Genomic DNA, 17,250 nt, shown 5'->3' with positions numbered 1-17,250 from the left:
CTCCGCGGCTCCCGAGAGCGCGACGCGCCGACACCCGGTGCGCGCGAGGGCGGTCACCCGGCTCGGGTGACCGCCCTCGGACGCAGCGCGCTGCTCCCCGCCCGGGTCAGCCGGGGAACCAGGTCTCGCGGACCAGGCTCCCGCCGCCGAGCGCGTCGCCCAGCGACCGGGCGGTCAGGCCGCGCTCGGCGTAGCCCTCGAGCACGCCGGCGATGAGCTCGCCGCGGTCGAGCACCGGCGGCGGACCGTCGCACGCGCCGTCCTCGGGGCCGGCGAAGCCGTCGTGCGCCAGCACGATCGACCCGACCCGGACGTCCTTGAGCGCCTTGGCGATCCGCTCGGCCGGCGTGACGTCCTTCCAGTCCCACGTGGTGGGGCCCCAGAGGATCGGGTCCATGCCGGTGGACCGCACGGCCCGCCAGTCGCGCACCCGCTGCCGGCCGTAGGGCGGCCGGAACCAGCGCACCTCGCGCCCGATGACGTCCTCCAGCTCGGCCTTGCCCTCGCGCGCCCGCCGGGCGACCTCCTCGGGCGTCAGCGTCGGCAGGGCCCGGTGGTCGATGCCGTGCAGCGCGATCTCGTGACCGGCGGCGACGACCTCGCGCAGCAGCTCGGGGTGCTTGCGGACGCGGGTCATGAGCACGAAGAAGGTCGCGGTCGCACCGGCGTCGGCCAGCACGGGCAGCACCTTGTCGGTGCCGCCCGGCTCGGGGCCGTCGTCGAAGGTGAGGACGACGTCGCGCGCCGGCGTCCGGACGGCCACCGCGGAGCCCAGCACGAGCCCGCCGGTGCGCCGCACGGTCCGCCGGACGGCGCGCGCGGCGTCCATCGCCGTGTCGACGGCCGTCGACCTCGCCCCAGCCAGCCTGCTCACCGTGCTCCTCTCCCCGCCAACCGCCAGCGGCGGCCGGACCGGGCGTACTCCTCGAAGACCAGCCCGCAGGCGCCGGCCACCATACCGGCGCCGCGCAGCACGCCCCGCAGCCCGCGGGCGCGGTCGCGCAGCGAACCCCGGGCCAGGCCCCAGGTCCACCGCGCCGCGCCGGCGGCCACGCGCAGCAGCCCGCCGACGACGCCGCGGGCGCGCACCTCGAACCGGGCCCACCGTCCGGCGGCGAGCCACAGCCCGATCAGGACGGTCCGGTTGCCGTGGCTCCAGGCGCGGGTGAGCACCCACTGCCGGGTCATCCGCGACGGCGGCACGCGGTCCACCGCGGCCGACTCGTCGCACCACACCATGAGGCGGCCGGCCTTCGCCAGCTCGCGGCTGAAGAGGGTGTCCTCCCCGCCGCCGAGGCCGAGCGCGGGGTCGAAGCGCACCCCGGCGGCGCGCACCTGGTCCAGGTCGAGCAGCAGGTTGCCGCAGGCGGCGACGTCGATCGGGGTGCCCGTGGGCATGCGGCGGCGGACGAAGAACTCCCCCGCGCCGATCCACGGGTCCAGCTCGCCGGCGTACTCGGCGAGGATCCGGCCGGAGACCGCGGCGGCGCCGGTCGCGGCCCAGGTGGCCAGCAGGGCGGTCAGCCAGCCCGGCTCGGGGCGCTCGTCGTCGTCGATGAAGGCCAGCAGCGACGCGTCGGCGGCCTCGTCCAGCGCCCGGTTGCGCACGGCGGCGATGCCCGGCGTCGGCTCGGCGGCGTAGCGCAGCTCCGGAGCGGGGAACTCGGCCACCGTGGCGGCACCGCCGCCGTCCGGGTCGTTGTCGACGACGAGCACGTCGACGGCGTACCGCCCGTCGGCGCCGGCCTCGCGGGCGTGCTCGAGCAGCACGGGCAGCAGGGTGCGCAGGTCGTCGGGCCGCCGGAAGGTGGGCACCGCGATGGTCACCCGCACGGTGCCGGGGCGCGCCGCGGCGCCGCCCTCCACCAGGGTGGGCACGCTCACCGGGCCACCCCCGCGGGGGCCGGGCGACCGGCGGGACCGTCCAGCACCGCCGCGGCGAGGCGGGCGCGGTAGGCGTCGGGCGCGTGGCGGTGCCGGGCCTCGGCGGCGTCGTCGACCGCCGTCGCGCACAGCGCCTCCCAGCCGGCGACCAGCCGCTCGACGGCGTCGGCCCACAGCTCCGGCCGCCCCGGCGCCACGACCGCGGCGGTCGGGTAGCCCGCGACCGCCTCCCGCAGGCCGCCGAGGTCGCTCACCACGACCGGCCGCGCGGCCAGCACGGCCTCCACGGCCGTGTTGCCGAAGGACTCGTCGAGCACCGAGGGCACGAGGACGACGTCGGCGTCCCGCAGCGCGGAGGTGACGTCGGACCGGAAGCCCAGGAACTCGACCCGGTCCGCCAGCCCGGCGCCGGCCACGCCCGCGCGCAGCTCCTCCTCGAACCACTCGTAGCCGGCGAAGACCGAGCCGACCAGCGCCAGCCGGGCGTCCACGCCCCGGTCGACGAGCTCGCGCAGCGCCGCCACGGCGACGTCGGGGCCCTTGCGCGGCGACAGCCGGCCCACGTAGAGCAGGCGCAGCGGCCCGTCCAGCCGGGCGCGGGGCGGGCGCGGCGCGGCCGGCCCGGGCACCGGGTTCGGGACGACGACGGTGCGCCCCACCAGCGACGGCACCAGCCCGGTGAGGACGTCGCGGGTGAACCGGCTGTTGGCGACCACGGTGTGCGCCGCGCGCAGCGGGGCCAGCACCAGCCGGTGCAGCACCGCGGGACCGGGCCACTCCGCCTCGTGCACGTGGCAGACGACGCGCCGGCGGGCCAGCCGGGCCAGCAGGGGCCAGCTCGGCAGCACCGTGGTGCTCACGTAGACGCCGTCGCGCCCGGCGCGGCGCACGAGCGACAGCGCCGGCCGCAGCCCGGCCACGGCGTCCCGCAGCATGCCGAGCATCCCGGCGGGCCGCAGCACCGCCTTGCGCAGCACCGGCATCCGGACGACGACGACGCGGGCCCCGCGGCGCTCGAGCTCGCCCACCAGCGGGCCGGGGCCGGGCAGGGCCACCGTCACCGCGGCCCGCTCCTGCAGGGCGGTGACCGATTCGAGGAGCACCCGGTCGGAGCCGTAGAGCTCGGCGCCCGGGTGCACGACGAGCACCGCGGGCCGGCGCGGGCGGCGACCGGCGCCGGGGAGCAGGGCGGGCAGCGCCGCGCGCAGCCCGGCCAGCGAGCCGGCCACGGCGGCCCACAGCAGCCGCGGGTCGTGCACGAGCTGGCGTCGGCCGCCGCGCAGGAGGATGTCCCAGCTCAGGGCGGGGGTGGACAGCACCCACCGCAGCAGGCGGCGCCGGGGCAGGTTGCGCGCGGCGAACACCAGCCGGTTGCGGCAGTTGTAGCGGTAGTACAGCGCCGACTTGGCCTCGCCCCGGCGGCCCTTCCCGTGGGGAGCCTCGTCGTGGGTGCCGCCCTCGTCGTGCACGGCGACGAGGTCCTCCCGCAGGACCACCGAGCCGCCGGCCTGCAGGGTGCGGAACCCGAGGTCGACGTCCTCCCAGTAGAGGAAGTAGTCCTCGGCGAAGCCGCCGATGCGGCGCAGCAGCCGGTCGGAGGCGACCACGCAGGCCGCGCACAGCCAGTCGCCGGGGTCGTTGGGCAGCGCGGCGGCGGCGGCCGGCCGGGTGCGGACGCGGCCGGTGCGCAGGTCGGTCCGCGCCATGCGGAACACCACGTCGCCGGCCGAGTCGACCAGCACGGGGCTGATCAGGGCGAGCGGCTCGCGCAGGCTGTGGGCCCGGAGCTCCGCCACCACCGCCGGGGTCACGACGGCGTCGGGGTTGAGGAACAGGAACGTCGTGCAGCCCAGGTCGCGGGCCGCGGCCACGCCGGCGTTGCAGGCGGCGCCGAAGCCGCGGTTGTCCGGCAGCCCGACCAGGTGCCAGCCCTGCTCCGCGGCCAGCGCGGTGAGCTCGCGCCGGTGGGCGGCCGAGGAGAAGTTGTCGACCACGACCACCCGGACGTCGCCCCCACCCAGGCCCGAGGCGGCCAGGGTGCGGCGGAGGAGGGCGGGCGAGCCGTAGGAGACCACGACGACGCCGATCGGGTCGCCGCCGCCGCCGGCGGCCGGCGCGGGCGGGAGGGGGGCGACGAGGGTCATGCCGTCAGCCCCCGCATCTCGCGGAACCACCGGCCCAGCGCGAGCAGCAGGTAGCCGGTGCTGGCCAGGAAGAGCAGGGTGTAGTCGGCCAGGAACCACGACGGTGCCCCGAACAGCACGAAGGCCAGGCCGAGGACGCCGTAGTCGGTGGGCAGGACGACCAGCGACCGCAGCACCGAGGGGCGCTCGGCGGTGGGGGCGGCCCGTTCCGCGCGGCCGTGGTTGCGCCGCAGCTGCTCGTTCAGCAGCATCGCGAACAGGTGCACCACGCCGACCACGGCGAAGCCCAGCGGCAGCAGCAGCGGCCAGCCGCGGTCGGCCGGCACGAAGCGGTAGAGCGCCACCGCGATCGCCAGGTGCAGCGACACCGACTTGGTCGCGTCGACCATGTGGTCGAGCCACTCGCCCGCCGGCGAGCCGCCGCCGCGCAGCCGGGCCAGCTGCCCGTCCGCGGAGTCCAGCGCGTAGCCGAGCAGCAGGCAGGCGGCGACCGCGATCCCCTGCCCCCACGACGGCGGAACGGTGACCAGCAGGCCGATCCCGCTGAACGTGAGCGCGGCGCTGACCGCCGTGACCTGGTCGGGCGTCAGCCCCGCCCGGTGCGCCAGGGCCGCCAGCAGCCGGCCGGCGCCGCGGTTGACGAAGCGGGAGTACGCCGGGGCGCCGGCGGCGCCCTTCTGGGCCGACGCGAGCCGCTGCAGCGTGGCGCGGATCGGTTCGGGCGCCTCCGGCGGGCGGATCTCGGTGCTGGTCACGACGTCCCCTGCCGGGCCGTGGGGTCGGGTGGTCACCGCGCGCCGGGCCGCGGCAGGCGGCCCATCTCGCGGAACCACGTGCCGGCGGCGAGGGCCAGGAAGGCGGTCGCCGCCAGGAACATGGCGGTGTAGGCCGGCACGAACAGCGCCGGGACGCCGGAGAGGGCGAACAGCCAGGCCAGCGTGCCGTAGTCGATCGGCAGGGTGGCCAGCGACCGCAGCACGCCGGCCCGCCGGCCGGTGCGGGCGGCCCGGGTGGCGACCCCGTGCTGGGCGCGCAGCGCCTCGTTGAGCATCATCGCGAAGAACGTCGTGCCGTCGACGACGCAGTAGGCCAGCGGCACGAGCAGCAGCCACTCGCTCTCCACGACGTCGGCGCGGTACCAGCCGACGAGCACCGCCAGGTGCAGGCACAGCAGCTTCGCGGCGTCGACCATGTGGTCGAGCCACTCCCCGGCCGGCGACCCGCCGCCGCGCAGCCGGGCCAGCTGCCCGTCGGCGGCGTCGAGGGCGTACCCGAGCACGAGGCAGGCCGCGACGGCGAGCCCCACCGGGACCGACGGCCCGGCGAGCGCCACCAGCGCGACGCCGGTGAACGTGAAGCAGGCGCTGACCGCGGTGACCGCGTTCGGGGTCAGCCCGGCGTGGAAGGCCAGCGCGGCGAACAGCCGGCCGAGCGGCCGGTTGACGAAGCGCGAGTAGGCCGGCGCGCCGGTCGACCCCTTCTGGGCCGCCGCGAGCGTGCGCAGCGTCGTCCGCAGGCCCTGGTCGGCCGGCGGACGCGGGCGGGAGTCCAGCGTGGCGGTCACTGCTGCGCCGCCGGCAGGTACTCGGGCTCCGCCGGCCGGCCGGGGAGCGCGACGACGTCGGCGAGCGGCGCCTCGACCGCCGGCGCGGCGGCCAGCCGCCGTCCGGAAGGGCGCCGCCGGAGCGGGCCGTCGGTCGCCAGCCGGCGCAGCAGCGCCTCGTAGCGGTCGGCGACGTCGTCCCAGTCGTAGCGGCCCGCCCGCTCGCGCGCCGCGGCGCCGCGGCGGCGGGTGGCGTCGGGATCGGCCTCCGCCTCCTGCAGGCGGGCGGCGACGTCGGCGGCGGAGGTGAAGTACGTGCCGGTGTCCTCGAGGACCTCGCGGTTGAACGCGACGTCGAAGGCGATCGTGGCCGCGCCGGCGCCCAGGGCGCGCAGCAGCGACGGGTTGGTCCCGCCCACGGAGTGCCCGTGCAGGTAGGTGGCCGCGTTGGCGTACAGCTGGTCGAGCAGCTCCTGGTCGAAGACGCCGCCGAGGAAGCGCACCCGGTCGTCGCCCAGGGCGCGCACCCGCGCGGTGTAATCGTCGGCGTAGGGCGCCGACCCGACAACGACCAGCGGCAGGGCGGCCGTGCCGGCCGCGTAGCCCTCCACGACCAGGTGCACGTGGTTCTCCGGCTCGAACCGGGCCACGACGAGGTGGTAGCCGCGCGGGGTCAGGCCGAGCTCGCCGAGCCGGTCGGCACCGGTCTCCAGCAGCGGGGCGCCGTAGGCGATCAGCTCGGTGTCCGCGTCGAACTCGGCGCGGTAGTAGTCGGCGATGCCCTGCGCGTCGGCGATGAGCGCGTCGGACCAGCGGACGGCGAGGCGCTCGGCCGCGCGGTAGTAGCGGCGGCCCGCGCCGCCCCACTTGGCGCGCTTCCACTCCAGGCCGTCCACGTGGGTGGCCACCGGGATGCGCGCGGCGCGCAGCGCCGGCAGCAGCGGCGAGTTGGCGGCGTTGAAGACCACCGCGGCGTCGACCCGGTGCGCGAGCAGGTGGGCGACCGACAGCGCGGAGTGGCTCAGGGTCTCCAGCGACCGCTTGCGGGCGGCCGGCAGGTGCACCGTGCGCATGCCCAGGTAGGTGGGGTCCGGCCGGTCGGTCGACCCGGGGGCGGTGCGGCAGTACACGACCACGTCGTGACCGCGGTCGGCGAGCCGGCGCCCGACCTCCTCGACGCAGGTCTCGAAGCCGCCGTAGCGCGCGGGGACGCCACGGGTGCCGACCAGGGCAACGCGCAGGGCCGCAGGACGACGCACGCCCCCTCCTCCCCCGTGCCCACCGGCGGGCGGCCGGCGGGCACCTGTTCGTCTCGTCAGCCGGTCGGCTGGACCGGCGCGATCATGGTGCGGCGGCGCGCGGGGCGCCGTCATCCCTCGCGAGGGTGAGGGGGAACGACCCCGTCACCGCGCGTCACCGCAGGTCACCGCGGTGGGTGACCTGCGGCGGCGGGCCGGCCGACGGACGGTCACCGTCCGTCGACCGGCCCCGGGGTCACGGCCTGGTGCCCGCCGCGCCGACCCACAGGTTGTCGACCCGCACGGTCTGCGCGGCCGTGGCCCGGCTCGAGTTGTAGATCTCGAACTGGACCCCGCCGGCGGCCTGCAGGGCCGCCGTCGCGTCGGTCGCGGTGACCTGCCAGGCGGTGGGCTCGGGCGTGCCCGCGACCCAGGCCTTGGTGTTCAGCGTCGTCGTCCCGCTGCCGGTGACGTCGGTGCGCAGGGTCAGGACCGTGCCCGCCGCGAAGGTGCCCGGCAGGGTGTACGACCCCAGCTCGGTCTCGGCCCAGTTGACCACGGCCACCAGGCTGATCGTGACCGTGCCGTCCGTGCCGTAGTACAGCTGGGTGTTGTACCGCGTCGCCCCGACGTTGCGGACGCCCATGGAGACGAAGCTGCCGCCGCCGGCGGGCGTCCTCTCGAGCGTGACGTCGGTCTGCACGGCGACGTCCCGCCCGGAGACGCCCAGCGCCGCACCCGTGGTGGTGCCCGCGGTCGCGGTCAGCCGGCCGCTGCCGGCGGTGACCGCGACGTTGGACGCCGTGCCCTCGGTGGTCCAGGCGCCGCCGGTGTCGGCGGTGCCCCAGCCACCGGTGACCTCGCGGCCGAAGGCGTCGGTGGCCAGCGGGCCGTCGGCGGGGGGCGCCGCGACGGTGACGGACTTGGTGACCGTGCCGGTGGCGCCGGCGTCGTCGGTGACCGTCAGCTTCACCTGGTAGGTGCCCGCCGCCGCGTAGGTGTGCGACGCGGTCCTGCCGGTGCCGGTCTGCCCGTTGCCGAAGTCCCACGCGTAGGACGCGATGGTCCCGTCGGCGTCGGTCGAGGCCGATGCGTCCAGCGCCACGCCCAGGCCGCTCACCGTCGAGGCGAACGACGCGGTGGGCGCCGCGTTCGCCGGCGCCTCCGGGGTCGCGCCCGGAGCCGTGACGGCGAGCCCGTCCAGCCGCAGCGTCTGCGCGGCCGTCGCCGACCCCGAGATGTACAGGTCGGTGTACAGCCCGCCGGCGCCCTGCAGCGCGGCCGTGGTGTCGGTCGCGGAGACCTGCCAGGCCGTCGGCTCGGCCGTGCCCGACGGCCAGAGCTTCGCCCGCAGCGTCGTCGTGCCGGAGCCGACCGCCTCGAGCCGCAGCTTCAGCACGGTCCCGGCCGTGTACTTCGCCGGCAGCGTGTAGTAGCCGAGGTAGGTCTCGGCCCCGTTCACCATCGCCACCAGGCCCACCCCGACGCTGCCGTCGGAGCCGAAGTACAGCTGCGCGTTGTACATGGTCGCGCCGACCGCCCGCGCGCCGATCGACGCGTAGGTGCCGCCGCCGCTGGCCGCCTTCTCCAGCAGCACGTCGGCCGACACCGAGACGTCGCGCGCCGAGAAGCCCAGCCCCGCGCCGATGCTGGTGCCCGCGGCCGCGGTGAGCCGGCCGCTGCCCCCGGTCACCGAGGCGTTGGACGCCGTCCCGGAGACCGTCCAGGCGCCGCCGGTGTCGGCGGTGCCCCAGCCACCGGTGACCTCGCGGCCGAACGCGTCGGCCGCGATCGCGCCGCCCGCCGGCGGCGGGGACGTCACGGTGACCGCCTTGGTGACCGTGCCGGTGGCGCCGGCGTCGTCGGTGACCGTCAGCTTCACCTGGTAGGTCCCGGCCGTCGGGTAGGTGTACGACGCGGTCCTGCCGGTGCCGGTCTGCCCGTTGCCGAAGTCCCACGCGTAGGACGCGATGGTCCCGTCGGCGTCGGTCGAGGCCGAGGCGTCCAGCGCCACGCCGAGCCCGGTCGCCGTCGCGGTGAACGACGCGGTCGGCGCGACGTTCGTCGGCGTCCCGGCACCCGGCGCGGTGACGGCGAGGTTGTCGACCCGCAGCGTCTGCGCGCTGGTGGCGGCGCGGCCCACGTAGAGCTCCACGTTGGCGCCACCGGCGGTCTGCAGCGCGGCCGTGGTGTCGGTCGCGGCCACCTGCCAGGCCGTCGGCTCGGCGGCGCCCGAGGGCCACGCCTTGGCCCGCAGCGTCGTCGTGCCGGAGCCCACCGCCTCGAACCGCAGCTTCAGCACCGACCCCGCCGTGTACTTCTCCGGCAGGACGAAGGACCCCAGCTCGGTCTCGACCCAGTCGACCACCGCCACCAGGCTGACCGCGACGGTGCCGTCGGTGCCGTAGTAGAGCTGGGCGTTGTACCGGGTGGCGCCGTTGTTGCGGGTGCCCAGGGCCACGAAGCTGCTGCCGCCCGCGGGCTGCTTCTCCAGCAGCACGTCGGCCGCCAGCGACACGTCGCGCGCCGAGAACCCGAGCGCCGCCGAGGTGCTGGTGCCCGCGGCCGCGGTGAGCCGGCCGTTGCCCCCGGTCACGGTGGCGTTGGCCGCGGTGCCGTCGATGGTCCAGGCGCCGCCGGTGTCGGCGGTGCCCCAGCCACCGGTGACCTCGCGGCCGAACGCGTCGGCCGCGATCGCGCCGCCCGCCGGCGGCGGGGAGGTCACGGTGACCGCCTTGGTGACCGTGCCGGTGGCGCCGGCGTTGTCGGTGACCGTCAGCTTCACCTGGTAGGTCCCGGCCGTCGGGTAGGTGTACGACGCGGTCCTGCCGGTGCCGGTCTGCCCGTTGCCGAGGTCCCACGCGTAGGACGCGATGGTCCCGTCGGCGTCGGTCGAGGCCGAGGCGTCCAGCGCCACGCCGAGCCCGGTCGCCGTCGCGGTGAACGACGCGGTCGGCGCGACGTTGCCCGGCGTCTGCGGAGCGGTGCGGCCCGCGGTGTTGTGCCGCGTGACCTGGGCGGCCGACAGCACGGTCGGGTAGACCGCGACCTCGTCGACGGCGGCCCGCAGCCACTGGTTGCTGCCGTCCCAGGTCTGGTCGCCACCGACGCGCCAGTAGCCGTTGAACACCTGGGCCCTGGTCGTGGCGGTGTTCACCGCGACCCGCGTGCCGTCGATGTAGAGCGCCATGCCGCCCGGGCCCAGCGTGGCGACGACGTGGTGCCACCTGCCGTCGTTGTAGCTGCCGGGGCTCTGCACCGCGACGGTCTGGCCGGTGTACACGCCGAAGCTGACGCGACCGGCCGAGTTCATCACCAGGTGGCGGTCGTAGGACGTGCTCAGGCCCGTCCGCGCGTTGCCGAAGCCGAGCAGCTTGCCGCCGGCGGTCGAGGTGGTGTTGAACCAGGCCTCGACGCTGAACACCTGCGGTCCGGCGACGGCCGCCTGGGTCGACGTCGCCGCGGCCGAGGTGCCGCCGAAGGTGGCGGCGGTGTTGGCCCGGCCGGGCAGCGCCCCCGTGGTGCCCAGGGTGACGCCGGTGCCCAGGCTCAGGTCGCGGGTGCCCGTCTCGGTGTAGACCGTGCGCCCCGAGGCCTCACCGAAGCGCCAGTAGTCGCTGGGGCCGTCGGTGAGCACGACCTGCGCGTAGTCGTCCGGCGCGGCGCCACCGGCGCCCGTGCCCGCGGCGATGGTCACCGCCGCGGCCGGGCCGGTCACGCTGTTGCCGAACGGGTCGGAGGCGCGGACGGTGTACGACACCCGCTGGCCCGCCGGGGCGGTGCGGTCGACGAAGGACACCGTGGGCGTGTTCCAGAAGGTCGACGTCGCCTTCACCGAGCCGACCGGGGTCCCGTCGCGGAGGACCTCGTAGGTCAGCGTCCCGTTGTCCTGGTCGGACGTCGCCTGCCAGGTGAGCCGCGCGACGCCCGCGCCCGGGGAGGTCACGGTGGGCACCAGGCCCGTGGCGGCGTCCGGCCCCACCTCGTTCGGCGCGATCGACGGGAGGGCGAACCGGACCAGCCCCTGCTGCCGGCTGCCGTTGACGTTCGGGAACTCACCGCCGTAGACGACGTACTGGCTGTTGCCGGTGACGCTCCACGGGCCCTGGTACTGCCCGGTGTAGGTGCCCGGGTCCAGCGAGGGGAACCAGGTGAGCAGCGTCGGCGAGGGCCGGCCGACGAAGTTGCCCGTCTCGGTGCCCACGGTGCCGGTGGCCTGCTTGCTGAAGGCGATCGCCCGGTAGTGCGTCCACAGCGACTCGTCGGCGCCGCCGACCTGCGGGAAGCCGCCGATGTTGCTGCACGCGTGGGCGTGGCCGGCCAGGTACTCGACCGCGCCGTTCGCCCAGACCGAGTAGGAGTCGCCCTTGCAGTCGTCGACCCACTTGACGGCGCCGCCGTTGGGGTTGATCGCGAGCATCCCCTCGAGGTTGCCGCCGCCGAAGGAGTAGCCGGTCGCGTAGAGGGTGTCGCTGTCGGACGCCAGCGCGGTGAACGCGGAGTTGTTGCCGCCGTTGGCGGTGAACGTGCTGGCGGCGAAGGGCACCGTGGCGCCGCTGGTCGCGTTGACCGCGCCGAGCCCGCGCACGGCCGAGCCGTTCAGGCTGGTCATGTGCCCGGCGATGACGACGGTGGCCCCGTTGTTCACCACGGCCAGGGCGTTGACCGTGTTGTCCACGACCGGCGCCCAGCTGGTCACCGCGCCGTTGGCGGCGTTGAACGCGGCCAGGAACCCGCGCGCCACGCCGCCGGCGACGCCGAAGTTCCAGCCGCCGATGTACACGGTGGTGTTCGTGGCCGCGATGGCCCGCACCTGGGAGCCCACGACGGGCCGGAAGGTGTCGATCAGCTGGCCGGTGGCCGTGCTGTACGCGGCGATGCCGTACCGCGGCTGCCCGTCGGCGACCGTGAAGTCGCCACCCACGTAGATGCGCGAGCCGTCGGGGGACGCGGTGACCACCATCGCCTGGGCGTTGAGGTCCGGGGCGAAGGAGGTGATCAGCTCACCGGTGCGGATGTCGAAGGCCAGCAGGTTGTTGCGCACGACCTCCTGCGTCCCGGCGGGGGCGCCGGCCGGCCGGGCGCGGGTGAAGCTGCCGGCCGCGTACACCGTGTTGCCGACGACGGCCTGCGACCACACGACGCCGTCGATCTGCACCGTGGGCAGCGCGTCGGCGCTGACCGTCGGCGGGGACGCCGGCGCGGTCGGGTCCGCGGGGGCGCTGTCGGCGCGGGCGACCGGCGGGGCCGCCGTGTAGCCGGCCAGGACCAGCAGGGCCAGCACCGCGGGCAGCACGGCCCGCGCGACGGCGGAGGAGCGGATGGACATGCGGGAACCTCGTTCGCTTCGGAGGTCGGGGGCTGCGGGGCGCGGGGACCGCGCGGCGGTGGAGGGCGACCGGCGTCGCCCGCGGATCGCGGTCACGCGACGGACCCGGAGAAGACGGCGGTGCCGGCGTCGGGCGTCACGCCGACGGTGACCGTGACGACGTCGCGCCGGTCGACCGGGACGGTGAAGGCGTAGACCGCCTGCGCCGACGCCCCCGGCTCGAGGGAGCCGCTGAACGGCGCGCCGGAGTCACCCACGAGCCGGGCGGCGGGCGCGCCGTCGGCGCCGAGGAACATGTTCACGGCGACCGTGTCCAGGGCGACGGGCGCCTCGGCGGTGTTGGTCAGCTCGACGATGACCACGAGGGCCGGGCCGGAGGTCTCCCCCACGCCCCGCGCCTCGGCGGTGATCGCCTTGATGTCCACCAGGCGGGCCGACAGACCGTCGCCGTACTCCACCGGCTCGGCGAGCGGCACGGGGGCCAGCGCCTCCGGCCGGCCCGGCACGGTCGCGAGCACAGCGCCCGGGACGTCGTCGGGCGCCGCGGTCGCCGACTCGTCGAGGACGCTGGTGCCGTAGCTGCCCGGCGCCGGCAGGGTGGTCGTGGCCGGCGCGGCCGTCGCCGACCCGCCGTCGGCGGACGGGCGGAGCACGAGCCAGCCGGCCAGGGCGGCGAGGACGACGACGGCGGCCAGGCCGGCCAGCAGGACGCGGCGGCGGCCGCTGCGCGCGGGTGCGGTCGGGGCGCTCATCAGTAGGCCCCCGAGCTGGTCAGCACGGCGCGGCCGGTCTTCCAGAGGATCAGGGCGTCGAGCGCCAACGACCAGTTCTCGACGTAGCGCAGGTCAAGGCGCACGGCTTCCTCCCACGGGAGATCACTACGGCCGGAGATCTGCCAGAGGCCGGTGAGCCCCGGCTTGACGAGCAGCCGGCGGCTGACGGACGAGTCGTAACGGGCCACTTCCTCGGGCAGCGGCGGGCGCGGGCCGACGAGCGACATGGAGCCGTTGAGGACGTTGAGCAGCTGCGGGAGCTCGTCGAGCGAGTACCGCCGCAGCCAGCGGCCGACCGGGGTGACCCGGGGGTCGTCGGGGATCTTGAACAGCAGGCCGTCGGAGACGTTCTGCGCGCGCAGGGCGTCGCGGCGCGCGTCGGCGTCGACGACCATGCTGCGGAACTTGAGCATCGTGAAGGGCCGCCCGCCCAGACCGATCCGCTGCTGGCGGTACAGGACCGGGCCGGGCGAGGACAGGCGCACGGCCACGGCGACGCCGAGGAGGACGGGCCCCAGCAGGAGCAGCGTCAGCGCGGCCACGGCGCGGTCGACGGCGCCCTTGACCACGCGGCGCCAGCCCTCGAACCGGGGCTGCTCGACCGACAGCAGCGGCAGGCCCTCGAGCGGGCGGATGTGCAGCCGCGGGCCGGCGACCTCCACCAGGCCGGGGGCGACGAGCAGTTCGATGCCGGTGCCCTCGAGCTGCCAGGAGAGCCGGCGGAGGTACTCGGCGGCCGTCTCGCTGGAGGAGGTGACGGCGATGGTGTCCACCCGGTGCAGCCGGGCCATGGCCACGACGCCGTCGAGCCCGCCCACCGGCAGGTCGCGGGTCTCGCGCACCCGGGCCCGGTCGGCCTCGGTGACGCACGCGGCGACCACCTGGAGCCCGGCGTAGCGCTCGCGCTCCAGCTGGCCGGCGAGGTCGAGCACGGCGCCGCCCCGGCCGACCAGGAGCACCCGGCGGGTGCAGCGGCCGCGGGCCCACAGGCGGTGCAGCCGGCGGCGGGCCACGAACCGGCCCACCAGCGTGGCGAGGGTCAGCAGGGGCACGGCGACGGCCACCAGGGCGCGGGAGAGCTCGAGCTGGGCCGCGTAGGAGATGAAGCCGGCCGCCGCGAGCAGCACCAGGCCCGCCCGGCCCACGCGCCGGTACTCGTAGCTGCCGGTGCCGAACACGCGCGCCGCGTAGGCGCCGCTCACCGCGAGCAGCAGCGGCCAGGCGACGACGAGGGCGACCGCGGAGACGAACAGCGCGCTCGACACCGGCACGCGCCCGGGCTGGGCCAGGAGCACGGCGGTGCCGGCGACGGCGGCGGCCGCGGCCTCCCAGACGACCAGCAGCGCGACGGTGCGGTGCAACCACGCCGGCGCCCGCTGCGGGCCGAGGTCTTCGATCACCCCCGGCGCGGCCGACGGCGGTGCGGCCGGCACGCCGCCCACGGCGACGGCACGACCGGAATGGTTGAGCAGCACGACACTCCCCCCGTACGACTACGTGGCGTAGTCGCGTTCCCCCTATCAGGCCGTCGGCGCCCTCCGCGAGCAGCGGATTCGGGTCGATCGGACCTGTCCAGCGGGACGAGGTTCACTGTCCGTGACGACCGGGGTCAACAGGCCCGGTGCGGGTTCACCCGGAACGGGGACGCGGCGCCCGGGGGATGTCACCCGGTGGGTGAACCCGCGCCGGCGCCGCGGGAGGGGTGGCTCAGGAGCGCGGGTGCACCTGGTTCTGCGCGGCCTCGAGGCCCCGGGCGAGCAGCAGCTCGGCGGCGTCGGCGGCCTCGGAGACCAGGAACGGCAGCTCCTTGCGCTCGGTCGCGGAGAAGTCCTTGAGGACGAAGTCGGCCGGGTCCTGCCGGCCGGGCGGGCGGCCGATGCCCACCCGCACCCGGAGGTAGTCCTTGGTGCCGGTGGCGCGGGTGATCGACCGCAGCCCGTTGTGGCCGCCCTCGCCGCCGCCGCGCTTGAGCCGGACGCTGGCGAAGGGGATGTCGAGCTCGTCGTGGACGACGACGAGGTCGGCGGCGTCGAGGTGGTGGTAGTCGAGGAGCCCGCGGACGGGGCCGCCGGACTCGTTCATGTAGGTCGTCGGCCGGGCGAGGACGACGCGCCGCCCGGCGAGCCGGCCCTCACCGGAGAGCGCGCGGGCGCGCGCGCCCTTGCCGGGCGAGAGCCGGATGCCGGCGCGGGAGGCGAGCTCCTCGAGCACCATGACGCCGACGTTGTGCCGGTTGCCGGCGTAGGCCGGTCCGGGGTTGCCGAGCCCGACGACCAGGAAGGGGCCCTCGGGCACGACGACGGGGGCGCCGGCGGTGCCGGCGCCCCCGCGGGTCGAGCTGTCGGTCAGCGCGAGCCTCAGTTCTCGGCGGACTTCTCGGCCGACTCCATCGACTCGCCGCTGCCCTGGGCGGCCGGCTCGGGGACGACGTCGCCCTCGCCGGTGCCGCCGGCGGCCTCGGCCGACTCCTCGCGCTCGATGCCGGCCTCGGCCTCGGCCTCGGCGAGCTCGGCCTCGAGCTCGGCGGCGCTGGGCGCCCCGAGGAAGCCGATCACGAGGGCCTCGGGGTCGGTGACCAGGGTCGCGCCGGAGGGCAGCGACAGGTCGCCGGCCGTGATGTTCTCGCCGGCCGCGCGGCCGGTGACGTCGACCTCGATCGACTCCGGCAGGTTCGTGGCGTCCGCCTCGATCGAGACGGTGTTCAGCTGGTGGTTGCTGACGGCGTCGGGCCCGGGCTCGCCCACGACGACGACCGGCACGTCCACGGTCGTCCGCTCGCCGCGGCGGACCAGCAGCAGGTCGGCGTGCTCGTGCTGGCGGGTCAGCGGGTCGCGCTGCACCGACTTGGTGAGGGCGAGCTGCTCCTTGCCGTCCAGGACGACGGTGAGCAGGGCGTTGCTGCCGCCGTGGCGCAGCGCCGCGGCGAACTCGCGGGCCGGCAGCGACAGGTGGACGACGTCCTGGCCGTGCCCGTAGAGGACGGCGGGGATGCGGCCGGCGCGGCGGGTCCGGCGGGCGCTGCCCTTGCCGAACTCGGTGCGGACCTCGGCCTCGAGGCGGTAGTCAGCCAATGCGTGCTCCTGGGTGTCGGGTCTGCGGTGCCGGCGCACGGCGCGCGGCACGCCCAGGACGGGGCACACGCACGTCGATCACGGAGCTGGGCTCCCTCGCCGGGCTGTGCGGCCAGGGTACCCCAGGCCGCGGACCGGCCGTCCGCCCCACCGGTCGGCGGACGACGCCGCCGCCCGGAGCCGCTCCGGGGGGGGCCACCTCGTGCTCCTCGGGTCCGGCAGGACCCGGCGAGCGCGGGTCCGGCCCCGGGAGCGGCGCGAGGTCGAGGCCGCTACGAGGCGCCGCCGAAGAGGCTGGTCACGCTGCCGTCCTCGAAGACCTCCTTGATCGCCCGGGCCAGCAGCGGGGCGATCGACAGGACGGTCAGCTTGTCGAACTGGCGCTCCGGCTCGATCGGCAGCGTGTTGGTGACGATCACCTCGCTGACCCGGCTGTTCTTGAGCCGGTCGACCGCCGGGCCGGAGAGCACCCCGTGGGTGGCGGCGATGAGCACGTCGGCCGCGCCGGCCTCGAAGAGCGTCTCGGCGGCGGCGACGATCGTGCCGCCGGTGTCGATCATGTCGTCGACCAGGATGCAGACCCGGTCCTTGACGTTGCCGACGACCTCCTTGGCGACCACCGAGTTCGGGCGGGTCTCGTCGCGGGTCTTGTGGATGAAGGCCAGCGGGGTGCCGCCGCCGAGGGTGTTGGTCCAGCGCTCGGCCATGCGCACCCGGCCGGAGTCCGGGGAGACCACGGTGAAGCTGCGCCCGCCCCAGCGCTCGCGCACGTGCTGCACCAGCAGGTCCATGGCGAACAGGTGGTCCACCGGGCCGTCGAAGAAGCCCTGGATCTGCGCGGTGTGCAGGTCGACGGCCATGAGGCGGTCGGCGCCGGCGGTCTTGAAGAGGTCGGCCACCAGTCGGGCGGAGATGGGCTCGCGGCCGCGGTGCTTCTTGTCCTGGCGGGCGTAGGGGAAGAACGGGGCGACGACGGTGATCCGCTTGGCCGAGGCGCGCTTGAGCGCGTCGACCATGATCAGCTGCTCCATGAGCCAGGTGTTGATCGGCGCGGTGTGGCTCTGCACCACGAAGGCGTCGCAGCCGCGCACCGACTCCTCGAACCGCACGAACAGCTCGCCGTTGGCGAACTCGTAGGCCGCGGTCGGGGTGGGCGTGACGCCGAGGTGCCCGGCGATCTCGTCGGTCAGCTCGGGGTACGCCCGGCCGGAAAAGAGCATCAGGCTCTTGCTGGTGGTCTGCCGGATGGCGCTCATGGCTGGTCCGCC

At 76.1% G+C, this 17,250-nt stretch carries 12 protein-coding genes; all 12 read right to left on the bottom strand.

What is annotated here, in order from left to right; translation table 11 throughout:
- Positions 1-106 precede the first annotated feature (106 nt).
- Positions 107-874 carry a polysaccharide deacetylase family protein gene (locus ACI78S_RS02000; RefSeq protein ID WP_456970520.1) on the bottom strand — a complete coding sequence of 256 codons (768 nt, stop codon included), beginning with the start codon at positions 872-874 and terminating at the stop codon, positions 107-109.
- Positions 871-1,884: a glycosyltransferase family 2 protein gene (locus ACI78S_RS01995; protein ID WP_456970519.1), complete on the bottom strand. Its 1,014-nt coding sequence runs from the start codon at positions 1,882-1,884 to the stop codon at positions 871-873. The genes ACI78S_RS02000 and ACI78S_RS01995 overlap by 4 nt, the downstream gene beginning before the upstream one ends.
- Entirely contained in the window at positions 1,881-4,028 is a 2,148-nt protein-coding gene (locus ACI78S_RS01990; RefSeq protein WP_456970518.1) for a glycosyltransferase, read from the bottom strand. Before ACI78S_RS01990 ends, ACI78S_RS01995 begins: the two co-directional genes overlap by 4 nt.
- Positions 4,025-4,783 (bottom strand): CDP-alcohol phosphatidyltransferase family protein, encoded by a 759-nt coding sequence (locus ACI78S_RS01985; protein ID WP_456970517.1) that lies wholly within the window; start codon positions 4,781-4,783, stop codon positions 4,025-4,027. The genes ACI78S_RS01990 and ACI78S_RS01985 overlap by 4 nt, the downstream gene beginning before the upstream one ends.
- Positions 4,784-4,815: 32 nt before the next feature.
- Positions 4,816-5,592, bottom strand: coding sequence for a CDP-alcohol phosphatidyltransferase family protein (locus ACI78S_RS01980; protein ID WP_456970516.1), 777 nt, complete (start codon positions 5,590-5,592; stop codon positions 4,816-4,818).
- On the bottom strand, positions 5,589-6,830 hold the full coding sequence (locus ACI78S_RS01975; RefSeq protein WP_456970515.1) for a DUF1972 domain-containing protein: 1,242 nt from the start codon (positions 6,828-6,830) through the stop codon (positions 5,589-5,591). The genes ACI78S_RS01980 and ACI78S_RS01975 overlap by 4 nt, the downstream gene beginning before the upstream one ends.
- A 235-nt stretch (positions 6,831-7,065) precedes the next feature.
- Positions 7,066-12,138 carry a PKD domain-containing protein gene (locus ACI78S_RS01970; RefSeq protein ID WP_456970514.1) on the bottom strand — a complete coding sequence of 1,691 codons (5,073 nt, stop codon included), beginning with the start codon at positions 12,136-12,138 and terminating at the stop codon, positions 7,066-7,068.
- Between the two features lie 92 nt (positions 12,139-12,230).
- Positions 12,231-12,890, bottom strand: coding sequence for a hypothetical protein (locus ACI78S_RS01965; protein WP_456970513.1), 660 nt, complete (start codon positions 12,888-12,890; stop codon positions 12,231-12,233).
- Positions 12,890-14,344 carry a sugar transferase gene (locus ACI78S_RS01960; protein ID WP_456970512.1) on the bottom strand — a complete coding sequence of 485 codons (1,455 nt, stop codon included), beginning with the start codon at positions 14,342-14,344 and terminating at the stop codon, positions 12,890-12,892. Before ACI78S_RS01960 ends, ACI78S_RS01965 begins: the two co-directional genes overlap by 1 nt.
- 274 nt (positions 14,345-14,618) lie before the next feature.
- The gene (gene pth, locus ACI78S_RS01955) at positions 14,619-15,206 is read right to left on the bottom strand and encodes an aminoacyl-tRNA hydrolase (protein WP_456970511.1); all 588 of its coding nucleotides are present in this window, start codon (positions 15,204-15,206) and stop codon (positions 14,619-14,621) included.
- 62 nt (positions 15,207-15,268) lie between these two features.
- The gene (locus ACI78S_RS01950) at positions 15,269-15,982 is read right to left on the bottom strand and encodes a 50S ribosomal protein L25/general stress protein Ctc (protein WP_456970510.1); all 714 of its coding nucleotides are present in this window, start codon (positions 15,980-15,982) and stop codon (positions 15,269-15,271) included.
- A gap of 272 nt (positions 15,983-16,254) precedes the next feature.
- On the bottom strand, positions 16,255-17,238 hold the full coding sequence (locus ACI78S_RS01945; RefSeq protein WP_456970509.1) for a ribose-phosphate diphosphokinase: 984 nt from the start codon (positions 17,236-17,238) through the stop codon (positions 16,255-16,257).
- Positions 17,239-17,250: the final 12 nt, after the last annotated feature.

It is taken from the genome of Geodermatophilus sp. SYSU D00815, from assembly GCF_054050035.1.
This window is presented reverse-complemented; position numbering and strand designations above follow the sequence as displayed.